This window comes from Roseibium sp. 10G30-5 (assembly GCF_055809635.1).
The window spans coordinates 1,680,050-1,697,801 of record NZ_CM147918.1 but is presented as its reverse complement, the minus strand read 5'-3'; the positions used below and the strand labels follow the sequence as shown (position 1 = coordinate 1,697,801).

Sequence of the window (17,752 nt, the reverse complement as noted above, 5' to 3'; positions counted from 1 at the left end):
TGGCTTGCTCATGGGATGGTCCTTTTCGGCAGGGTGAGGCTGGCAAAAGTCTCAATCGAGTGACGGGGTCGTGGCAACGCCAGCCGTACGCTCTGCGCGGTAGGCGTCGAGTGCGGTTTCAATGGCGGGATTGGCAAGCGCCAGAACAGCTGCCGCCAGCAAGGCTGCATTGGTGGCACCTGCCTTGCCGATTGCCAGTGTCCCCACGGGAATGCCGCCGGGCATTTGTACGATGGACAGAAGGCTGTCTTCGCCCGACAGCGCCTTGCTTTCAACGGGAACGCCGAAGACGGGCAGGGGCGTCAGGGCTGCGACCATGCCCGGCAAATGGGCAGCGCCGCCTGCGCCTGCAATAATAATCTTGAAGCCGTCGGCCTTTGCGGCCTTGGCAAAATCATACATCCGGTCTGGCGTGCGGTGTGCCGACACGATCCGCGCCTCGTAAGAAATTCCGAGCGTGTCCAGGACGTCGGTCGAATGCTTCATCGTCGGCCAGTCAGATTGACTGCCCATGATCACTGCTACGTCTGCCATGAAAAGCGAGGCTCCAAAAAGGCCAGATCCCAAGAAGAGCGGCAGTATAGTAATGTGCCGGGCGGGCGCAAGAAATCTTTGCGGCGCTGCAATGGCGCGCGGGGACAGGCCGCCGGGCTAGACACCTTGGTGATCTGATCAGGCGATGATGTCTGGAAACATATCGTCTTCCAGACTGACGATCCGGTCTTTGATCTTGAGCTTTTGCTTCTTGAGACGCTGCATTTGCAGTGCGTCTGCGTTTCCCGCCTTCGAAAGAGCGGCTACTGCTGCATCCAGATCGCGATGTTGTTGTCTCAACTGGGCGAGTTCAACCCGCACTGCGTTTTCATCCGGCATGGACGTTCCTGAAATAATCTAACGCGCGATACGAGCGCTCCGTCGATGGACTTTCGAACCAAGGACACGAGGCCTGTTTGCTCAACAAGGTCAGTGTCTCATGTTTAGTGCGAAGTTGCGAGAGAAGTCCAGAAGTCTTGCCGCGCGTCCGTGCATGAGGACCTGAAGGTCAGAATTTGCCTGTGCACGGGATTTCGGTGTGCTCTCCGTTAATGCAATCATTTTGCGTTTCCAGCGGCGTATTGATGCATTCCTTGCAAAAATGTCGACATAATTTCGAGAAAGTGATTCTACGTGGTAGTTTTTGTGACGGGCTTTAGACATTTCTAAGTCTGAAGAGAGGTTTTTTCTTCAAGGGCGATCAAATATCGATTTTCGTGGCTTCAGGTGATCGACAACCAACTTTCGAGTGTGGCAGGATTTGAAAATCGACCACCAAGACAGGAGGCAATTCCATGTCAATGCAGTCTCACCTCACCGAACTCGAGCGCCGTCACGCCAGCCTTAAACGGCAGATTGAAGATGCCCGACTTCACCCGAGTACCGACTCTCTGGAATTGTCAGACATGAAACGAAAAAAGTTGAGGTTGAAGGAGGAGATCGAGAAAATTCGGTCCTCCGACACACTTCACTGAAGGCATAGCTCCAAACTTAAGCGCCGCGGTTTTCCGCGGCGTTTTTTTGTGTTCGTCCGGTGGCCTTTCGTTGCGTTCATGGGACGGTTTCCCCAATCCCCGTCTTTTTAAGGGGCTGGGGCGGTTTTACTTGGTTGTGCATGTTCGGACTGCAAAAGAGGTGTGAGGACGGGTCCCGCGCTGGATTTAGCGCTTTTCAGGCTCTGAAAAGGTGGCTGGTGTTGCCCGTCACGGGGGAAAGGCTTACGCAATTGGACGGTCGACAGGGCAAAGCAAGCCTTCTATGGTTCGCAAAACAGTCCGTAATCGTCAGCCAACCACATCAAGAGGTTTTCAGTGCCTTTGGAAAACAAGATTGTCATCGTGACGGGTGCTGCCCGTGGAATCGGATTGGCGGTGGCCAAACGTTTCGTCTCTGATGGAGCAAAGGTCGTTCTCGCCGATGTCGATGACACTGCCGGTCAGGCCGCGACCGAAGACCTCAAGACCATTGGTGAGGCGACTTATGTTCATTGCAATGTCTCCGAAAAGCTGGATGTGCGCAATCTGATTGCCGAAACATTGAACGCTTATGGCGATATTGACGTTCTGGTGAACAATGCCGGGGTCGTTGTGGGTAAGGACTTCCTTGATCTGGAAATCGACGACTTTGAGCGTGTTCTGGACGTCAATCTCAAGGGCACATTCATGTGTTCCCAAGCGGTGGCGCGGCATCTGGTGGAAAAGGTCAAGAACGGCGGTGAACCGGGCGTGATCATCAACATGTCGTCGATCAATGCGGTTTTGGCGCTGCCGGGCCAAATTCCTTATTGCGTCTCCAAAGGCGGCGTATCGCAGTTGACCAAGACGACGGCCGTCGCGCTGGCGCCTTATGGCATTCGTGTCAATGCGATCGAGCACTGACTCGATTGCCACTGAAATGCTGGCAAGCGTCAACAGCGATCCGGCTGCGCGTAACCGCATCATGAGCCGTACGCCGATGCTGCGACTGGGAGAGCCGTCCGAGATTGCAGGCGTTGCGGCTTTTCTTGCATCAGACGATTCAAGCTACGTCACCGGACAGACAATCTATGCGGATGGTGGGCGCATGCCGCTGAACTACACCGTCGATGTTCCGGACGCTGACTAAAGCACTTTCATGAGTTTTATCTCTGGAAAGGCGGCGCGATCATCAGCGCCGCCTTTTTGGGTTTGAGGGCCTGTCGCCTCTCGCTCGGCCTGCGCCGTTTCTCGCTGCGTCAGATGGATGGCGGCAGGGCGGCATCAGCAACCGCTGTGCGTTCTATATCGAACTGCAAACGGGCCAGTTTGGCATAAAGGCCACCCTGTGCGACCAGTTCATGGTGCGTGCCGGTTTCGACAATCTCTCCCTTGTCCAACACCACGATCTTGTCGGCCTTGAGCACTGTCGCCAGCCGATGAGCAATCACCAGTGTGGTACGCCCCTTCATCAGATGTTCCAGTGCGGTTTGCACAAGACGTTCGCTCTCGGCATCCAGCGCGCTGGTCGCCTCGTCCAGCAACAGCAAAGGTGCATCCTTGAGAATGGCGCGGGCAATGGAGATGCGCTGGCGCTGGCCACCGGAAAGGGTGATGCCGTTTTCGCCGACCTGTGTGTCGTATCCATCGGGAAGCGCAAGAATGAAGTCATGGGCCGAGGCGGCAATGGCGGCCTGTTCTATTTCGTCTCGGCCCGCATCCGGACGTCCGAAAGCGATGTTATTCGCCAAGGTGTCGGCAAAGATCGCGGTTTCCTGGGGGACAAGCGCGATTTGTCGGCGCAGTTCGATCGGGTCAAAGTCCTTCAGGTCAATCCCATCCCAGGACATGCGGCCGGATGTTGGGTCGTAAAAGCGCATCAGCAGATGAAACAGGGTCGATTTACCCGCCCCGGAGGGACCGACGATGGCAACTGTTTCGCCGCGGTTGACGTCCAGGTCGATCGCCTTGAGGGCGCTTTCTCCTCGGGCGCTGGCATAGCCATAGGTGACATGCTCATAGCGAACCGGGCCTTGTGGCATCGGCGGCATGGCTGTGGGGCGTGGCGGGGCAGTAATGGTGCTTTCTACGCGCAGCAACTCGCCCAGACGCTCTGCTGCTCCGGCACTCAGGAGCAGTTCGCCCCAGACCTCTGACAAGCCTGCCAGGGCGCTGGCTGCGAGAACCGAGTACAGCAGGAACTGGGACAGTTCGCCGCCAGTCATGGTGCCGGCGGCCACTCTGTGCGCTCCGGTCCACAGCACGGCGACGACGCTGGCGCCGATGATGAAGATTGCAAACCCCGTCAGAAAAGCGCGTGCACCAATGGCCATGCGGGCGGCTTCAAAGGCTTGCTGAGCAGTTCGGGAGAAGATGTTCGCAACGCGCTTTTCATTGGCATAGGCTTGAAGCGAGCGAACATGCGTCAGCATCTCGCCGGCATAGGCCGCGGCACCGGCCAGTTGATCCTGCGCAAAGCGGGAGCGTTGACGGACCTTGCGACCAAAACCGATCAGCGGCACCAGAATGATTGGAATCGCCGCGAGAACAATGATCGACAGATGCGGACTGGTGATCACCATCATTGTCATGGCTCCGATCGTCATGATCAGATTGCGCACGGCAATGGAGGCGCTGGCGCCAAAGGCAGACTTGATCTGGGTTGTGTCAGCCGTGAGTCGTGACAGGATTTCGCCGGAACGTGAGGCGTCGTAGAATTCTGGGCTGAGGTGCACGACATGTGCGAAGACATCCGCGCGCACGTCATTGACGACCCTCTCGCCAATCCACATGACGAAGTAATATCGGGCAGCACTGGTTGCAGCGAGTGCCAGGACCACCAGCAGCAGGATATAAAAGTAGGTATCGATGCCAGTGGCTGAATTGGACGTGAAGCCGTGGTCGATAAGCCGGCGGATGGTGGATGGAAGTACGAGGGTGAAGATCGCCGCGCCAACAAGTGCCAGGAGTGCACCGGCGCACATCAGCCTATAACGGGCCAGGTAGGGCAGGAGACTTGCCAAGGGGCGCAGGGTGCGTCTGGAGGTGGCCTTGGCGTCTTGTGGCTGGCTATCGGTTGATTGGCTCACGGTTTCTCCGGGTCTGGCTGATCATAGCAGGGCACTTTGCATTTGGGGACTCGCTGCGAAAAAGGAAAGGAAAAATTGAATCTCATCCTTGCGCCTTTTCCTCTTGTCTCCCCTGCCTCCTTGCGCTATAGCTCCGCTCCATGTTTTGGGGTCTGCGCCCAATGTGCGCGCGGGCTAATGTTACGTTTGCACCTATAAACGAGCATCGCTTGGCGTAACCGTTTCCGGTGCTGGAAAGGACCAGTCATGAAAGCGGATATCCATCCCGACTACCACACCATCAAGGTCGTCATGACCAATGGTACCGAATACACCACACGTTCCACGTTTGGTGCTGAAGGCGATACGCTGACGCTGGACATTGATCCGACGTCGCATCCGGCATGGACCGGCGGTGACCGCCAGCTCATGGACCGCGGTGGCCGCGTGTCTCGCTTCAAGAACAAGTTTGCAGGCTTTCTCGGTTCCTGATTGGACCGCGATGTCATCGCAAATATGTTTTGAAAAGCCTGGTCTTTTGACCGGGCTTTTTCTTTGTCTGGTGTTTTCATGATGCGTGCTGGCTGTTCCGTCTGATAAAGCGCAGAGAGCAAGTTGAGTGCATAAAAAAATCCGCCTTGTGAGGCGGATCATTTCAGTCTGGCTCTGTCAGGAACGCCTAGGTATGGCCCTCAGGCGGAGTGTTCGGCCTGGACATGACGCAAACGCTCTCCTGTGATGTGACGTGTGGCCTCAGCGAGCGTGAGAGAACGCGGCCTGCAACTCGTTGAGTTGTGCGAAAACGGGATTGTGCGAATTTGGCACATCGTCCTGGTCAGTCCTGGTACAGCATGTGGTCAAGGTGCTGAATGCGCTCCTGAAGGCGCACAGACCGGGTCACAAGCGCTCGGAAGCCGTTGGGCAGGCCGTCCCACGCAGGGCCGTCAATCGCGCTGCTCAACTTGTCGAGGCGAACCTTATTTTTTTCGGAACTGGCCTGATCGAGCGACATTTCGCCTTCGTTGACGGCGCGTTGAAGCAAAAGCCAAGAGGCAAGCTGCATCAGGCGCGTGGTCAGACGCATGGACTCGGTGGCGTAAGCGAGAGACGCAGGGCGAGAAAGGTCTTTGCTTTCAATGCGTCCCTGCCCATCAAGATAGCTGGCGGTTTCCTCAACGAGGGCCATGCCTTCCTGAAAGAGCACCAAGAAATTTTCTGAAACTGCGAGCTTGTGGGCGAAGGAAACAGTGTCGGGCCTTCTGCCAAAGGGTGTGCTGATGTCCGTCATTGGCTATACGCGCCTTTCGAATCTTATCATTTATTGGTCGCCTTGGGTCTTGTCTGAGCTGCATGCTCTGAAAAGATGTGTCGCTTCGAGACACATTGGCGTGCCGGATAGCCTCAACCCGCAAGTCTCGTGCCAAACGGGAGAAATGGAGCTTCCACCCCTCTCACCATCAAGTTCAACGAGTTTACAGCCAAGAGGTGGCAAAAAAAGAGCCGCACAAGGTGCAGCTCTGAGTCTTTAACAGGGAGGCGTCAAACAGAGTGACCTAAAGTCACTCAATATCCAGATGACTGGATGCACATATTTATTGATTATAAAGATTAACAAAGTGTAAAAATGAGAATTAATTAGAACGTGTGTTGTCCTATTTCGGGATACTCGATACAGGTTATGATGTATTTATCAAGTATGTAGAATTATCTATGTTGTTATTTTTTATAATGATGATTTGTTTTATAAAAATCTACGAGAAGTAACTTTGAAATCTCTCATAATGCTGGCTTGGGTGACCTTCGATTTCTGGTTGGTCAATGTTGAGAAAAATATAGTGTCCGCCACGCGGCCGCTGAGGTCGTGAACGCCGCGTCCGAGGGCTTGGTGCGCCAGTTGCCCTTGCAAGACACTCTTGGGGATATTTATCTAAGGCGCAGCGTGTGGTCTCAATTTGGGCGTCACACTGTCGCTTGAAGAGATAACGGAGGATCCTGACTATGGCCGGTTTGCCAGAAAGCATGAAAGCGGTTGCCATCTCGGAGCCGGGAGGACCTGAAGTTCTGAAGGTTGAAACCCGTGATGTTCCAGCAATCACTGGCAATGAAATCCTGATCAAGGTGATGGCTGCCGGGGTCAATCGTCCTGATGTCATGCAACGCAAGGGAGCGTATCCACCGCCTCCGGGTGCATCGGATCTGCCGGGGCTTGAAGTCAGTGGCACGGTGGTCGCCGTCGGGCCAGACGGCTCTCAGCATCAGGTCGGCGACGCGGTTACGGCGCTGGTGAATGGTGGTGGCTATGCGCAATTTTGCAAGGTCGCTGAAACACAGGCCTTGCCTCTGCCGCATGGTTTGAGCTTTCAGCAGGCTGCCGCTTTGCCCGAGACGTTCTTCACCGTCTGGGCCAATGTGTTCGATATTGGCAACTTGCAGCCGGGCGAGCGTTTACTGGTCCATGGCGGCAGCTCCGGCATTGGGACGACCGCTATTCAGCTCGCCAAAGCTTTTGGGGCAAAGGTGTTTACCACCGTTGGCTCTCCTGAAAAGCTTCAGGCTGTTCTCGCACTGGGGGCCGATGTTGCGGTGAATTACCGGGTAGAGGATTTCGTCGAGTGTTTTGGTGCCGAAACCGACAAGGAAGGTATCCACGTCATTCTTGATATGGTCGGCGGGGACTATATTGAGAAAAATTGGAAGGTGGCAGCCGTTGAGGGGCGCATCTGCCAGATCGCCTCAATGCATGGCAATGCGCAGGATGTGAATTTCTTTCGCCTGATGGCCAAGCGGTTGACGCATACCGGCTCGACATTGAGGCCGAGAAGCGCGGAGTACAAAGCCAAGATCGCACGAGAACTTCATGAAAAGGTCTGGCCGCTTCTTGTCTCTGGTCAGGTCGCGCCTGTGATGGATCGTGTCTTTGCTTTCGAAGACGCTGCGAAGGCCCATACGCGAATGGAAGAATCGCAGCATATTGGCAAGATCGTTCTTGATTTCAGCTAAGAGCATGAGTGGGGAATCAGAGAAAAGGGCAGAAAACGAGGTTTCTATGCGTATTTACTGGCCTTGTGACGCATTGTGCCGTTTGCGTTTCCCGCCATTCATGCTTATAATTGCTTCATCTCCCATGAACTTCTTATGGAATTGACCGCTTTCTTGACCCTGCCGGGCGAGTGAGCACACAGGAGGGATTTGACTGATGGCGAATACGCCGCTGATGCCGAAGGCAACCGCCGTCTGGCTCGTTGACAATACCGCACTGAGCTTCACGCAGATCGCAACGTTCTGTAAACTGCACCCGCTTGAAGTCAAGGCGATTGCAGATGGTGAAGCTGCGCAGGGTATCAAGGGCCTGGATCCGATCGTCGGCGGGCAGTTGAGCCGCGACGAGCTGGAGATCGCGCAGAACGATCCTAATCACGTGATCAAGTTGCAGACGTCCAAGGTCGTTGTCCCGGAAGGCAAGCGCAAGAAGGGGCCACGTTATACGCCCGTTTCTCGTCGTCAGGATCGCCCGAACGCTATTCTCTGGCTGGTGCGCAACCATCCGGAGTTGAAGGATGCACAGATCATGCGTCTCGTCGGCACGACCAAGCCAACGATTGCAGCGATCCGTGACCGGACTCATTGGAACTCGGCCAATCTGACGCCGTCTGATCCGGTGACGCTTGGGCTGTGCAGCCAGATCGAACTGGATATGGAAGTGGAAACGGCTGCGAAGCTGTCGCCAAATAAGGTTGTGCGTCGTGAAGAGACGCTGATGTCGGTTGAAGAAAGCACGAGCGAAGACGCAATCTCCGCTGCGTTCTCCTTCGACACGAGCAAGCCGATCCAGCGTGAAGAAGAAGAAGTGTTCGACGCGGATGCTGTCTTTGCAAAGCTCAACTCTCTGAAAAAGGATGAGAGCAGCGCGGAAGACGATGCCGACTCGGATGACGGTTCGTCCGAAGACGAGAACAAGAGCGACTGAAGAACGCTTCTCGCCTGAGTGCGCTGCTTATCGTCGAAGAAATCTAAGAAAAAGGCCTCGGACACTGTCCGAGGCCTTTTTTATGTCCGGGTCAGAAGTGGAGCGTAGCGGATTTACGTGAAATCAGCGCTCGGTCAGCTTCAGCTCGATGCGGCGATTCTTGGCCATGGCATCAGGCGTGCCGCTGGTATCGAGGGGTTGATATTGGCCGAAGCCTGCGGCGACCAGCCGGTTTGGATCAACGCCCTTTGAAATCAGGAATTTGACCACTGAGATGGCGCGGGCTGCCGAGAGTTCCCAGTTGTCCCGGAACCGCCCATTGCCTGAGAGCGGCCGCGAATCCGTATGGCCGTCAACGCGCAGAACCCACGGAATTTCTGGCGGAATTTCTTTGGTCAGATCCAGAATGGCGGACGCGAGTTTGCTAAGAGCATCGGCCCCTTGCGGGTTGATGTCATCGGAGCCGGTTGGGAAAAGCACCTCCGACTGGAAGACGAAACGGTCGCCGACCACTCGGATATCGGAACGATTGGCGAGGATCTTGCGCAGCCGACCGAAGAAATCAGAGCGATAGCGCGAGAGTTCCTGAACCTTCTGCACCAGAGCGGCATTGAGTCTCTGGCCGAGGCTGGCAATCTTCAGCCTGGCTCTCGCTTTCCTTGGCCTCCGAGGCGTCCAGAGCGGCATTGGCGGCCTTGAGCTGGCGTCGGAGAGCTGCGATCTGCTGGTTCAGCAGTTCGACCTGAGCAAGTGCACGTTGCGAAACCTGCTTTTCGTCATCGAGTTTGCCTTGCAGGCGGGTTGCTTGGCCGCCTGCAGTCTCGGCTTCATCCGAGCTGGAGCTCAACTGACCCTGCAGCGAATTGCGCTGGCTTGTGATGTCACTCAGGCTCGCGCGCAGGCTGGAAATGGTATCCTTCAGGTCGTTGCCCTTGGCCTTTTCCAGCGACAGCATCTGTGTCAATTCGCTGATCTGCGTGTTGAGACGTTTCAGCACGGCATCACGGCCGGTGAGCTGTTGAGAGAGAAAGAACTGCGCCAGCATGAAGATTGACAGCAGAAAGATGATGACCAGAAGCAAGGTGGCCATCGCGTCGACGAACCCGGGCCAGTAATCTGTACCTTGATTGGATCGGCGGCCACGCCAGGATTTCATGCCTACTCCTTCGCGCGCTCGAAGGCGTCCGAAATCGAGGTAAGCAGGCGCTCAATGCGCTTTTGCTGCTCTTTCTGATCGTCCGCCCATTGCCGCATCATCTGCTGCTCGGAACGAACATGTTTCACCAGTCCCTGAATGCCTTCTGCAAGATTGGCCATGGCCTGCGCTGAATTGTTGTTCTTGCCGCCACCGGCATCAATGGACTTCTGCAATTGGCTGATGGACGCCTGAATCTGCTCGGTGCTGTTGACCGGTGTTACAAGAGCGTTGGGGTCATCCGGCTCGATGTCCGTCACGGTGGACAGCCAGTCTTCCAGCTCGTTGTAAAAGCGGTTTTGCGCCTGACCTGCCTGCAAATCGAGGAAGCCGAGGACAAGTGAACCTGTCAGGCCGAAGAGCGAGGAGGAAAACGCCGTGCCCATGCCGGATAATGGTGCCTCCAGGCCAGCTTTCAGATCTTCGAAGATCACGTTGGCACTGCCCGCACCCACGTCAAGCGACTGGATGGTGTGACCGACGGAGCCAATGGTCTGTAACAGTCCCCAGAAGGTGCCCAGCAGGCCGAGGAAAACCAAAAGGCCAGTCAGGTAGCGTGAGATCTCGCGTGATTCATCGAGACGCATGCCGATCGAATCGAGAATGGAGCGCGCAGTGCTCGGCGTCAGAGCCATTTCGCCCATACGGTTGCCAAGCAACGTGGCCATTGGTGCAAGCAGAACGGGAGATCTGGTGTCGAGGCCTAGGTCGCCAATGCGGAAGCTGTTCATCCAGGAAATTTCCGGGAACAGACGCACGACACGTCCGAAAAGCAGCAATGTTCCGAACACGGCAACCAGAATGATCAGGCCGTTGAGGCCCGGGTTGCTCATGAAGGCCGTCGCGATTTGCTGATAGAGGATAAGTCCGAGAAAGGCCACGATCACCAGAAAGATGGTCATGAACGAGAGATATGCCTTGGGACTGGACAGACTATAGGGATCGAAGTCGCGTGCCATGGGTGCCGGTTGCTTGCGATGGATGTCGTCAGAAGTGATAACGTGAATAGCCGTCGCTTGAAAACCGTTAAGTTTAAAAAAGCCTTATTTGCCTTTCTTTCCCCTGGGTGAGTGGGATGAAAGACACAAAAACGGGCCGCACACGGCCCGTTTTCAATCAGTTTTTTCAGGAGTTCAGACCGCGTCAGTCGCTGGGCCTTAAGCCTCTTCCGCCGTCTTCAGCAGGCGTAGAATATGACGCTGGGCAAATTCATTGCCCGCAACCACGTTGCCGCTTTCCAGCATTGTTTCCTTGCCATCCGTATCGGAAACGTAACCACCAGCTTCCTTGACCATCAAGATGCCTGCGGCGATGTCCCGGGAGTTGAGGTTGTGTTCCCAATAGCCATCAAGACGACCGGATGCCGTCCAAGCCAGATCCAGCGATGCGCAACCGGTGCGGCGGATGCCGGCGGTTTCGGGCATGGTGTAGCGCAGTTCTTTCAAGGCGCGGCCGTGGTGACCCTTGCCGATAAATGGCAAGCCGGTGGCGAAGACCATGTCGGGCAGATCCTTGCGGCCTGCAACGCGCAGGCGTCGGTCATTCAGGAAAGAGCCGCGGCCACGCTCTGCCGTATAAAGTTCGTCCATCACCGGGTTGTAAATAACACCAGCAACGATCTGGCCATGGCGCTCAAGCGCGATGGAAGTCGAAAACATCGGCAGGCCGTGCAGGAAGTTGGTCGTGCCATCCAGAGGGTCGACATGCCAGCGGTGCTGCCCGTCGGTGCCCTCTATGATGCCGCTCTCTTCCATCACCAGACCAAATGTCGGCCGCGCTTTGGTGAGGTCGGCGCGAATGATGTCTTCGGCCTTGCGATCGGCTGCCGAAACAAAGTCGCCGGGTCCCTTGCGGGAGACCTGCAGGTTCTCGACTTCACCAAAGTCGCGAACAAGGCTGCGGCCAGCCTTCATCGCGGCCTGAACCATGACATTGAGAATCGCTGTGCGGGCCATAGGACTATGCCGTCTTTTCTTGGGTTCGGCGCCCGAGGGGCCGGACCGGGGTCAAAGGATGTGTCAAATCAGTCGGCGCGGCGCACGTAATCGAGCGTGCCGGTGTCGACAATGATCTTCTCGCCGGACTTGACGAACGGCGGGACGAGAACGCGAACACCATTTTCGAGGACGGCCGGCTTATAGGACGAAGACTGGGTCTGTCCCTTGACGACGGCGTCGGCTTCGGTGATTTCCAGCGTCACGAACTGTGGCAGTTCGATGCCGATCGGGCGTTCTTCGTGCATCTCGACGGTCACCATCATGCCATCCTGAAGAAATGCGGCGCGGTCGCCGACAAAGTCATCCTGCAGTTCAAGCTGCTCGTAGGTTTCCGTATCCATGAAGACGAGCATTCCGTCTTGCATGTACAGGTACTGGAAGTCTTTCTGCTCGAGGCGAACGCGCTCGACCTTGTCTTCCGAGCGGAAGCGTTCGTTCAGCTTACGCCCGTCGATGACGTTCTTCATTTCAACCTGGGCAAACGCACCGCCCTTGCCAGGCTTGACGTGCTGAACCTTGACGACAGCCCAGAGCATTTCCTGGTGCTGAAGAACGTTACCAGGCTTGATTTCGTTACCGTTGATTTTCATGGAACGACCGATTGCATTGACAGAATGTAAAATGGACAGGACGCGGCTCACAAGAGCTGGCACAAAGGTGCTTCGTCCCAAGATCTCGCCTGTCCTACACAAATGCGGCAGGGTTTCAAGTGAAAAAGCGTAAAAGCGTTACCGTGCGCGTCATTTGTGCGTGGCGCTCATTTAGGGTTTGGACTGCTTATTGCCCTTGCCACCAGTGTCTGTTTTGTCTTGGCTGGCCATGATCTGAGGGGCCAGTTTGCGTGCCATATCGCGTGCCTGCATGCGCGTGCCCTCGTCCAGGCTGGCGACAAAACCGTCCAGTTGAAAGTCTGAGACGCCAGCAGCCCGTGCGGCATAGTGCTAGGCGGCGGCCTTCATAGGGTCAATGGTGCGACCACGCCCATAGGCATAAACACGAGCCAGGCGGTTCATGGCAATCGGGTTTCCGGCATGGGCTGCTTGTTCGAACCAGCTTGCGGCTTCTTTTTCATTGGCCTCTACACCTTCGCCACGAAACCGCATGATGCCATAGTAAACTTGTGCATCGGTGTTACCGCGGCGTGCGGCACGGCCCATCCAATAGGCGGCGCGGCGCTTGTTGTCATCGTTTGCCTCTGCCTGCATATACGACCGGGCGAGCTGAAACTGCGCCATGGCGTCGTTCAACTCAGCGGATTGTTTCAGCAGTTCGCGCGCTTTTTCAGGCTTATGCGGAATGCCGTCGGCGCCTTGCTCATAAAGCATGGCGAGGTTGTACAGCGCGTCCGGGTTGTTGCTCTTCGCGGCGATCTCGAAATAGTGCAGGGCCTTCTTCTGGTCCTGCTTGACGCCTTCGCCCGCAAGATACAATTGCGCAAGCCGGTAAGCGCCCTGTTGATCGCCGCCGGAGGCCGCCAGTTCGTACCAGTCGGCGGCTTTCTTCTTGTCTTCCTTGATGCCAAGTCCAGTTTCGCGCATCACGCCAATCAGTGTCTGTGCGGCACTATTGCCCTGTTCTGCCAGCTGCGTGGCAAGTCCGAGCGCGGTCAGATAAAAGCCACGCTGAAAGATGCCATAGACGAAGTCTTCCGTGAGTTGCCCTTTTGGCGGCAATTGCGGCAGGGCGACCTGCAAGGGCGACTTGAGGGTCACCTCCTGCGAAGCCTTGCCATCAGGTGTCAGGTTTTTGCCGGACACCTGTTTTGTCGGTTTCTGTTCGGTCGGCTCTTGCCCCATTGAGGCCGATTCCGTCGGTGCCTGGACCGCCGATTGCGATTCTGTAGGCTTGGCTGGCGGCACCATGCTGTCTGGAATCTGAAGAGGTTTTGCATCCTTTGCCACTGCGGGGGGCGCTCCGGAAACCAGGCACAGGTGTCCGATCAGAGCGAGAGCGAGAGGTCCGCGGAGACGGGGGACGAGGCGATACGACGGCATTTGGCTTGGCTTACTCAGCGTCTTCGAAGGGATGATTTTCGAGGATGGCATTTGCCTTGGAAATGGCCGAGGTGATGCCGTCCTCATGCGTCCATACCGCGTCCTTGAGGGCGACGAAGTCGGCTCCCGTTGCGGCGGCTGCCTCGACAGAGGCCATCGAATTGCCAGCCAGGGCAACACAAGGTGTTTCAAACAACTGTGCCCACCAGCCTGCGCGTCGGATGGTCTTGTCGTGTGGAACATCTTTTTCTTCCAGATCCAGACGCCCGAAAAACAGATAATCAATGCCGGTTTCGGCATGTTCCATATCTTCGTGGCGCTGTTTCGTGCCCGCCGCGCCAACAATCTTGGCAGGCTGGAGGCTTTCGACGGCCATCTTCACGTCGTCCAGGCTTGTGTCCACATGGACGCCATCCGCGCCAGAGCGACCGGCCGCCTGAGTGTCATTATAGAGAAGCGCAGCGGCGCCGCCGTCCTGAATGATGGGGATCAGGAGCTCGGCGGTCTGCTGCACATCACGTGAATTCGCGCCGGGCATGTAGATCAGAACGCACGAGATGTCACCGCCCTTGAAGGCTTCGGTCAGATCGGCAGCCATTTTCTGGGTGTCGAACGACGGTGGAGTGACGAGAAAGAGACGGGGTCGGTTCACGATTGATGTCCGGTGCTGGATTTCAAGATACCTATCGTCCCTAAAGACGGCAAAAGAGGGACGCAAGGCCCCTCTTAAGTCAAATCCAGATTTTTGCAAATCCTGTCGGTTGCAACGATGCTTTGCGCAGCCTTACGAGATTTTTGGATCCAGGCTGCCGTCCTTGTAGCGAGCGGCCATTTCGGCCAGCGTTGCCACGCGGCCGATCTTGGATGCCTGACCCGCGGTGCCAAAGGCTTCAAGATGACTGAAGCAGAGCTTTTCCATCGCATCGCGCGCTGGCTTGAGGTATTTACGCGGATCAAATTCACCCGGGTTTTCGGTCAGGACGCGGCGGATCTGGCCGGTCATCGCCAAACGATTGTCGGTGTCGATATTGATCTTGCGCACACCATGGCGAATACCACGCTGAATTTCTTCCACCGGAACGCCCCAGGTGGGGGGGATTTTGCCGCCATACTGGTTGATGATGTCTTGCAGGTCCTGTGGCACGGACGAAGAGCCGTGCATCACCAGATGCGTGTTCGGCAGGTGCTTGTGGATCTCTTCAATGACGTTCATCGCAAGAATGTCACCATCCGGTTTGCGCGTGAACTTATAAGCGCCGTGAGAGGTGCCCATGGCCACAGCGAGTGCGTCGACATGAGTTGCCTCGACAAAGGCCATGGCTTCCTTCGGGTCGGTGAGAAGCTGATCTTCTGTCAGTTTGCCTTCTGCACCATGACCATCTTCCTGATCGCCTTCGCCGGTTTCCAGCGAACCAAGAACGCCGATTTCACCTTCCACTGAAACGCCGGCCAGATGCGCCATCCGACTGACCGTGCGGGTGACATCGACATTGTAGTCCCATTCCGAGGGCGTCTTGCCGTCGGCGGTCAGCGATCCGTCCATCATCACCGACGTGAAGCCCGCCTGAATGGCACTGACGCAGGTTCCTGGTTCGTTGCCATGATCAAGGTGCACGCAGACAGGAATGTGCGGATAGATCTCGGTGACCGCATCCATCATGTGCTTGAGCATGATGTCGTGGGCATAAGTGCGGGCGCCGCGCGAGGCCTGAATGATCACTGGTGCATCCGCCTTGTCCGCGGCGGCCATGATGGCGAGTGCTTGTTCCATGTTGTTGATGTTGAAGGCAGGCACGCCGTATTCATGTTCGGCGGCGTGGTCTAGAAGCTGACGAAGTGTGATGCGTGCCATTTTTATTCCTGTTCTTCGCTGGAAAGAATTGATGCGAGTGCCTTGTTTTTGATTATGTCGTCATCAAACAAAACTTAAGCATGTGTAACAGGTATAAAAGGTATAGGAAGATACTGGTTCCTGCCTTAAATCGTTTAAATAGACAAAATATTTTGTTTGTCAGTATTTAAACGATTTAAATTTAAGAGTGCAGAGTAGCGCGAAAAGAAAGCCCGCCCGAACGTCTGTTCGGGCGGGCTGGCGATTCGAATTTTCTTGAATCAGGTGTTAAGTGCAGAAACGCCCGGTAGGTCCTTGCCTTCCAACCATTCAAGGAAAGCTCCGCCAGCGGTGGACACATAGGAGAAGTCGTCGGCAGCGCCAGCATGGTTCAGGGCCGAGACTGTGTCGCCGCCGCCAGCAACTGACTTGAGCTTGCCGGCCTTGCTCTGCTTGGCGGCATATTGGGCGGCTGCGACAGTTGCCTTGTCGAAGGGCTCGATCTCGAAGGCTCCAAGCGGTCCGTTCCAAACCAGTGTCTCGGCCTTGTCGATGCAAGCGCTGACTGTGTCGATCGACTTGGGCCCAACGTCCAGCATCATGGCATCGGCGGGAATGGCATTGATCTCGACAGTTTCATTATCGGCGCCTGCCTTGAATTCGCGCGCGACAACAGCATCGATCGGCAGAACGATTTCACAACCGGACTTGTCGGCTGCGGCCAGAATGCGCTTGGCGGTGTCCGCAAGATCATGTTCACACAGCGACTTGCCGACATCGATGCCTTGCGCTGCCAGGAAGGTGTTGGCCATGCCGCCACCGATCACCAGCATGTCGACCTTGCCCACGAGGTTTTCCAGCAGATCGATTTTGGAGGAGACTTTTGCGCCGCCGACAACGGCCAGAACAGGGCGTTTGGGCTCTTCGAGCGCGGCGGTCAGCGCTTCCAATTCGGCCTGCATGGTGCGTCCGGCACAGGAGGCCAGCAAATGCGCAACGCCTTCGGTCGAGGCATGGGCGCGGTGAGCTGCCGAAAAGGCGTCATTGACGTAAAAATCACCATTGGCCGCCAATGCTCGGACGAAGATCGGATCGTTCTTTTCTTCGCCTTCGTGGAAGCGGGTGTTTTCCAGAAGCAGAACATCGCCGTCGCGAAGCTGGGTTACGGCTTCATTCACGGTTTCGCCAATGCAGTCATCGGCAAAGAGAACCGGCTGGCCCAGCTTTTCGGACAAGACAGGGACGACCGGAGCAAGCGACATGTCATCGACGCGCTTGCCCTTCGGACGACCAAAATGGGCCATCAGCAGGATCTTTGCCTTCTTGTCAGACAGCTCGCGCAGGGTCGGCAGAATACGGTCGATGCGGGTCGTGTCGGTGATCTTGCCCTTGTCGTCCATCGGGACATTGAGATCAACGCGAACGAGAATGCGCTTGCCAGTTACGTCGGGCAGATCGTCGAGTGTTTTGAAAGCCATGGGATACCTACCTGAAATCAGGGTTTCGTGGAATGGGTGGTGAACGCGAGGCCTATCCCGAACAGGGTCAGGAGCACGCCAAAACTGCGTTCGATCCAGAGTTTGGCCCGCAGGAATGCGGTGCGGACCGGAGCGTGCGTGACGAAGAAAGATACCAGTGTGAACCAAGTTGCGACGCCGCCTGCCATGATCGCCCCATAGACGATTTCAACGGCCAGGGACGTATGGGCGTTGGTCACCTGCGCAAAGATGCTGATCGCAAAGAACGGAGCCTTGGGGTTGGTGACGTTGGTCAGAAACCCCCAGCGCAGCGCGCGCCAGCCGGTCATCTCGCCAAGATCGCCGGCCTTGGGCATATCCCGGCTGGCGGTGCGATACATGGTGATGCCCAGGAAAACGAGGTAGGCAGCACCGATGACCTTGATGATGTTGAAGACCATGATCGACTGGGACACGATAATGCCGATCCCGGCAATGGCATAGGTTGCATGAACGGTGAGGGCCAGGCCAATGCCAAGGGCGGTCATGATGCCGATTTTGCGGCCTCCGACCAGCGCATTGCGCATGACGACTGCCAGGTCTGGGCCCGGCACAATAGCGGCGATCAGGGTGATCGAGATTACAGTAAGAAGGCCATGCATCATTGGGGTCCATCTGTGACAGAGTGGCGGGTGAGGGCCCTCTACTCAGGTCTCTTGTGCAAGGGTCATCCTTAGCACGAAAAAGGCGAATGCA

Annotated in this window: 15 protein-coding genes and 3 pseudogenes; 5 read left to right on the top strand and 13 right to left on the bottom strand. The window is 56.2% G+C overall.

Annotated features, from left to right (window positions below):
• Positions 1-51: 51 nt before the first annotated feature.
• Complete coding sequence (gene purE / locus AC0L7U_RS08580; protein ID WP_473695323.1) at positions 52-534, bottom strand: 5-(carboxyamino)imidazole ribonucleotide mutase; 483 nt, start codon at positions 532-534, stop codon at positions 52-54.
• Positions 535-672: 138 nt separating this feature from the next.
• Complete coding sequence (locus tag AC0L7U_RS08575; RefSeq protein ID WP_473695321.1) at positions 673-873, bottom strand: YdcH family protein; 201 nt, start codon at positions 871-873, stop codon at positions 673-675.
• A 455-nt stretch (positions 874-1,328) separates the two neighbouring features.
• On the opposite strand from AC0L7U_RS08575, the gene AC0L7U_RS08570 reads away from it, so the two are divergent.
• Together AC0L7U_RS08570 and AC0L7U_RS08565 are read left to right on the top strand one after the other, a co-directional pair.
• A complete protein-coding gene (locus tag AC0L7U_RS08570) occupies positions 1,329-1,508 on the top strand; it encodes a YdcH family protein (RefSeq protein WP_473695319.1) in 180 nt (59 codons plus the stop codon).
• 336 nt (positions 1,509-1,844) lie between these two features.
• A pseudogene (locus AC0L7U_RS08565) lies at positions 1,845-2,637 on the top strand (SDR family NAD(P)-dependent oxidoreductase).
• 109 nt (positions 2,638-2,746) lie between these two features.
• Here AC0L7U_RS08565 and AC0L7U_RS08560 read toward each other — a convergent pair.
• On the bottom strand, positions 2,747-4,471 hold the full coding sequence (locus tag AC0L7U_RS08560) for an ABC transporter transmembrane domain-containing protein (RefSeq protein WP_473695717.1): 1,725 nt from the start codon (positions 4,469-4,471) through the stop codon (positions 2,747-2,749).
• A gap of 351 nt (positions 4,472-4,822) precedes the next feature.
• On the opposite strand from AC0L7U_RS08560, the gene rpmE reads away from it, so the two are divergent.
• Positions 4,823-5,047 carry a 50S ribosomal protein L31 gene (rpmE, locus tag AC0L7U_RS08555; protein ID WP_473695317.1) on the top strand — a complete coding sequence of 75 codons (225 nt, stop codon included), beginning with the start codon at positions 4,823-4,825 and terminating at the stop codon, positions 5,045-5,047.
• A 261-nt stretch (positions 5,048-5,308) separates the two neighbouring features.
• On the opposite strand, the pseudogene rcdA reads toward rpmE, so the two are convergent.
• Positions 5,309-5,843 (bottom strand): annotated as a pseudogene (gene rcdA, locus AC0L7U_RS08550) (protease adaptor protein RcdA).
• A gap of 710 nt (positions 5,844-6,553) precedes the next feature.
• On the opposite strand from rcdA, the gene AC0L7U_RS08545 reads away from it, so the two are divergent.
• Both AC0L7U_RS08545 and AC0L7U_RS08540 read left to right on the top strand, forming a co-directional pair.
• On the top strand, positions 6,554-7,555 hold the full coding sequence (locus tag AC0L7U_RS08545; protein ID WP_473695315.1) for an NAD(P)H-quinone oxidoreductase: 1,002 nt from the start codon (positions 6,554-6,556) through the stop codon (positions 7,553-7,555).
• Between the two features lie 196 nt (positions 7,556-7,751).
• A complete protein-coding gene (locus AC0L7U_RS08540) occupies positions 7,752-8,522 on the top strand; it encodes a DUF1013 domain-containing protein (RefSeq protein ID WP_473695313.1) in 771 nt (256 codons plus the stop codon).
• 123 nt (positions 8,523-8,645) lie between these two features.
• Here the strand turns inward: AC0L7U_RS08540 and AC0L7U_RS08535 are convergent.
• From AC0L7U_RS08535 to AC0L7U_RS08495, 9 genes and pseudogenes are all read right to left on the bottom strand, one after another.
• Positions 8,646-9,678 (bottom strand): annotated as a pseudogene (locus AC0L7U_RS08535) (peptidoglycan -binding protein).
• 2 nt (positions 9,679-9,680) lie between these two features.
• Positions 9,681-10,676, bottom strand: coding sequence for a flagellar motor protein MotA (locus AC0L7U_RS08530; RefSeq protein WP_473695311.1), 996 nt, complete (start codon positions 10,674-10,676; stop codon positions 9,681-9,683).
• Between the two features lie 198 nt (positions 10,677-10,874).
• Positions 10,875-11,672 carry an inositol monophosphatase family protein gene (locus AC0L7U_RS08525; protein WP_473695309.1) on the bottom strand — a complete coding sequence of 266 codons (798 nt, stop codon included), beginning with the start codon at positions 11,670-11,672 and terminating at the stop codon, positions 10,875-10,877.
• 68 nt (positions 11,673-11,740) lie between these two features.
• The gene (efp, locus tag AC0L7U_RS08520; RefSeq protein ID WP_473695308.1) at positions 11,741-12,304 is read right to left on the bottom strand and encodes an elongation factor P; all 564 of its coding nucleotides are present in this window, start codon (positions 12,302-12,304) and stop codon (positions 11,741-11,743) included.
• 351 nt (positions 12,305-12,655) lie between these two features.
• Positions 12,656-13,510, bottom strand: coding sequence for a tetratricopeptide repeat protein (locus tag AC0L7U_RS08515; RefSeq protein WP_473695306.1), 855 nt, complete (start codon positions 13,508-13,510; stop codon positions 12,656-12,658).
• Positions 13,511-13,718: 208 nt separating this feature from the next.
• A complete protein-coding gene (locus AC0L7U_RS08510) occupies positions 13,719-14,360 on the bottom strand; it encodes a thiamine phosphate synthase (RefSeq protein ID WP_473695304.1) in 642 nt (213 codons plus the stop codon).
• A 132-nt stretch (positions 14,361-14,492) separates the two neighbouring features.
• On the bottom strand, positions 14,493-15,560 hold the full coding sequence (gene fba / locus AC0L7U_RS08505; RefSeq protein ID WP_473695302.1) for a class II fructose-bisphosphate aldolase: 1,068 nt from the start codon (positions 15,558-15,560) through the stop codon (positions 14,493-14,495).
• A 260-nt stretch (positions 15,561-15,820) separates the two neighbouring features.
• On the bottom strand, positions 15,821-17,017 hold the full coding sequence (locus AC0L7U_RS08500) for a phosphoglycerate kinase (RefSeq protein ID WP_473695300.1): 1,197 nt from the start codon (positions 17,015-17,017) through the stop codon (positions 15,821-15,823).
• Between the two features lie 17 nt (positions 17,018-17,034).
• The gene (locus AC0L7U_RS08495; RefSeq protein WP_473695298.1) at positions 17,035-17,661 is read right to left on the bottom strand and encodes a LysE family translocator; all 627 of its coding nucleotides are present in this window, start codon (positions 17,659-17,661) and stop codon (positions 17,035-17,037) included.
• Positions 17,662-17,752: the final 91 nt, after the last annotated feature.

What these genes read in the sequence shown, in the direction of transcription:
- AC0L7U_RS08530 (WP_473695311.1), bottom strand. Translation starts at nt 10,676, where the DNA reads ATGGCACGCGACTTCGATCCCTATAGTCTGTCCAGTCCCAAGGCATAT.
- efp (WP_473695308.1), bottom strand. Translation starts at nt 12,304, where the DNA reads ATGAAAATCAACGGTAACGAAATCAAGCCTGGTAACGTTCTTCAGCAC.
- AC0L7U_RS08495 (WP_473695298.1), bottom strand. Translation starts at nt 17,661, where the DNA reads ATGATGCATGGCCTTCTTACTGTAATCTCGATCACCCTGATCGCCGCT.
- AC0L7U_RS08570 (WP_473695319.1), top strand. Translation starts at nt 1,329, where the DNA reads ATGTCAATGCAGTCTCACCTCACCGAACTCGAGCGCCGTCACGCCAGC.
- AC0L7U_RS08540 (WP_473695313.1), top strand. Translation starts at nt 7,752, where the DNA reads ATGGCGAATACGCCGCTGATGCCGAAGGCAACCGCCGTCTGGCTCGTT.
- AC0L7U_RS08575 (WP_473695321.1), bottom strand. Translation starts at nt 873, where the DNA reads ATGCCGGATGAAAACGCAGTGCGGGTTGAACTCGCCCAGTTGAGACAA.
- AC0L7U_RS08560 (WP_473695717.1), bottom strand. Translation starts at nt 4,471, where the DNA reads ATGTGCGCCGGTGCACTCCTGGCACTTGTTGGCGCGGCGATCTTCACC.
- rpmE (WP_473695317.1), top strand. Translation starts at nt 4,823, where the DNA reads ATGAAAGCGGATATCCATCCCGACTACCACACCATCAAGGTCGTCATG.
- AC0L7U_RS08525 (WP_473695309.1), bottom strand. Translation starts at nt 11,672, where the DNA reads ATGGCCCGCACAGCGATTCTCAATGTCATGGTTCAGGCCGCGATGAAG.
- AC0L7U_RS08515 (WP_473695306.1), bottom strand. Translation starts at nt 13,510, where the DNA reads ATGGGGCAAGAGCCGACCGAACAGAAACCGACAAAACAGGTGTCCGGC.
- AC0L7U_RS08545 (WP_473695315.1), top strand. Translation starts at nt 6,554, where the DNA reads ATGGCCGGTTTGCCAGAAAGCATGAAAGCGGTTGCCATCTCGGAGCCG.
- purE (WP_473695323.1), bottom strand. Translation starts at nt 534, where the DNA reads ATGGCAGACGTAGCAGTGATCATGGGCAGTCAATCTGACTGGCCGACG.
- fba (WP_473695302.1), bottom strand. Translation starts at nt 15,560, where the DNA reads ATGGCACGCATCACACTTCGTCAGCTTCTAGACCACGCCGCCGAACAT.
- AC0L7U_RS08500 (WP_473695300.1), bottom strand. Translation starts at nt 17,017, where the DNA reads ATGGCTTTCAAAACACTCGACGATCTGCCCGACGTAACTGGCAAGCGC.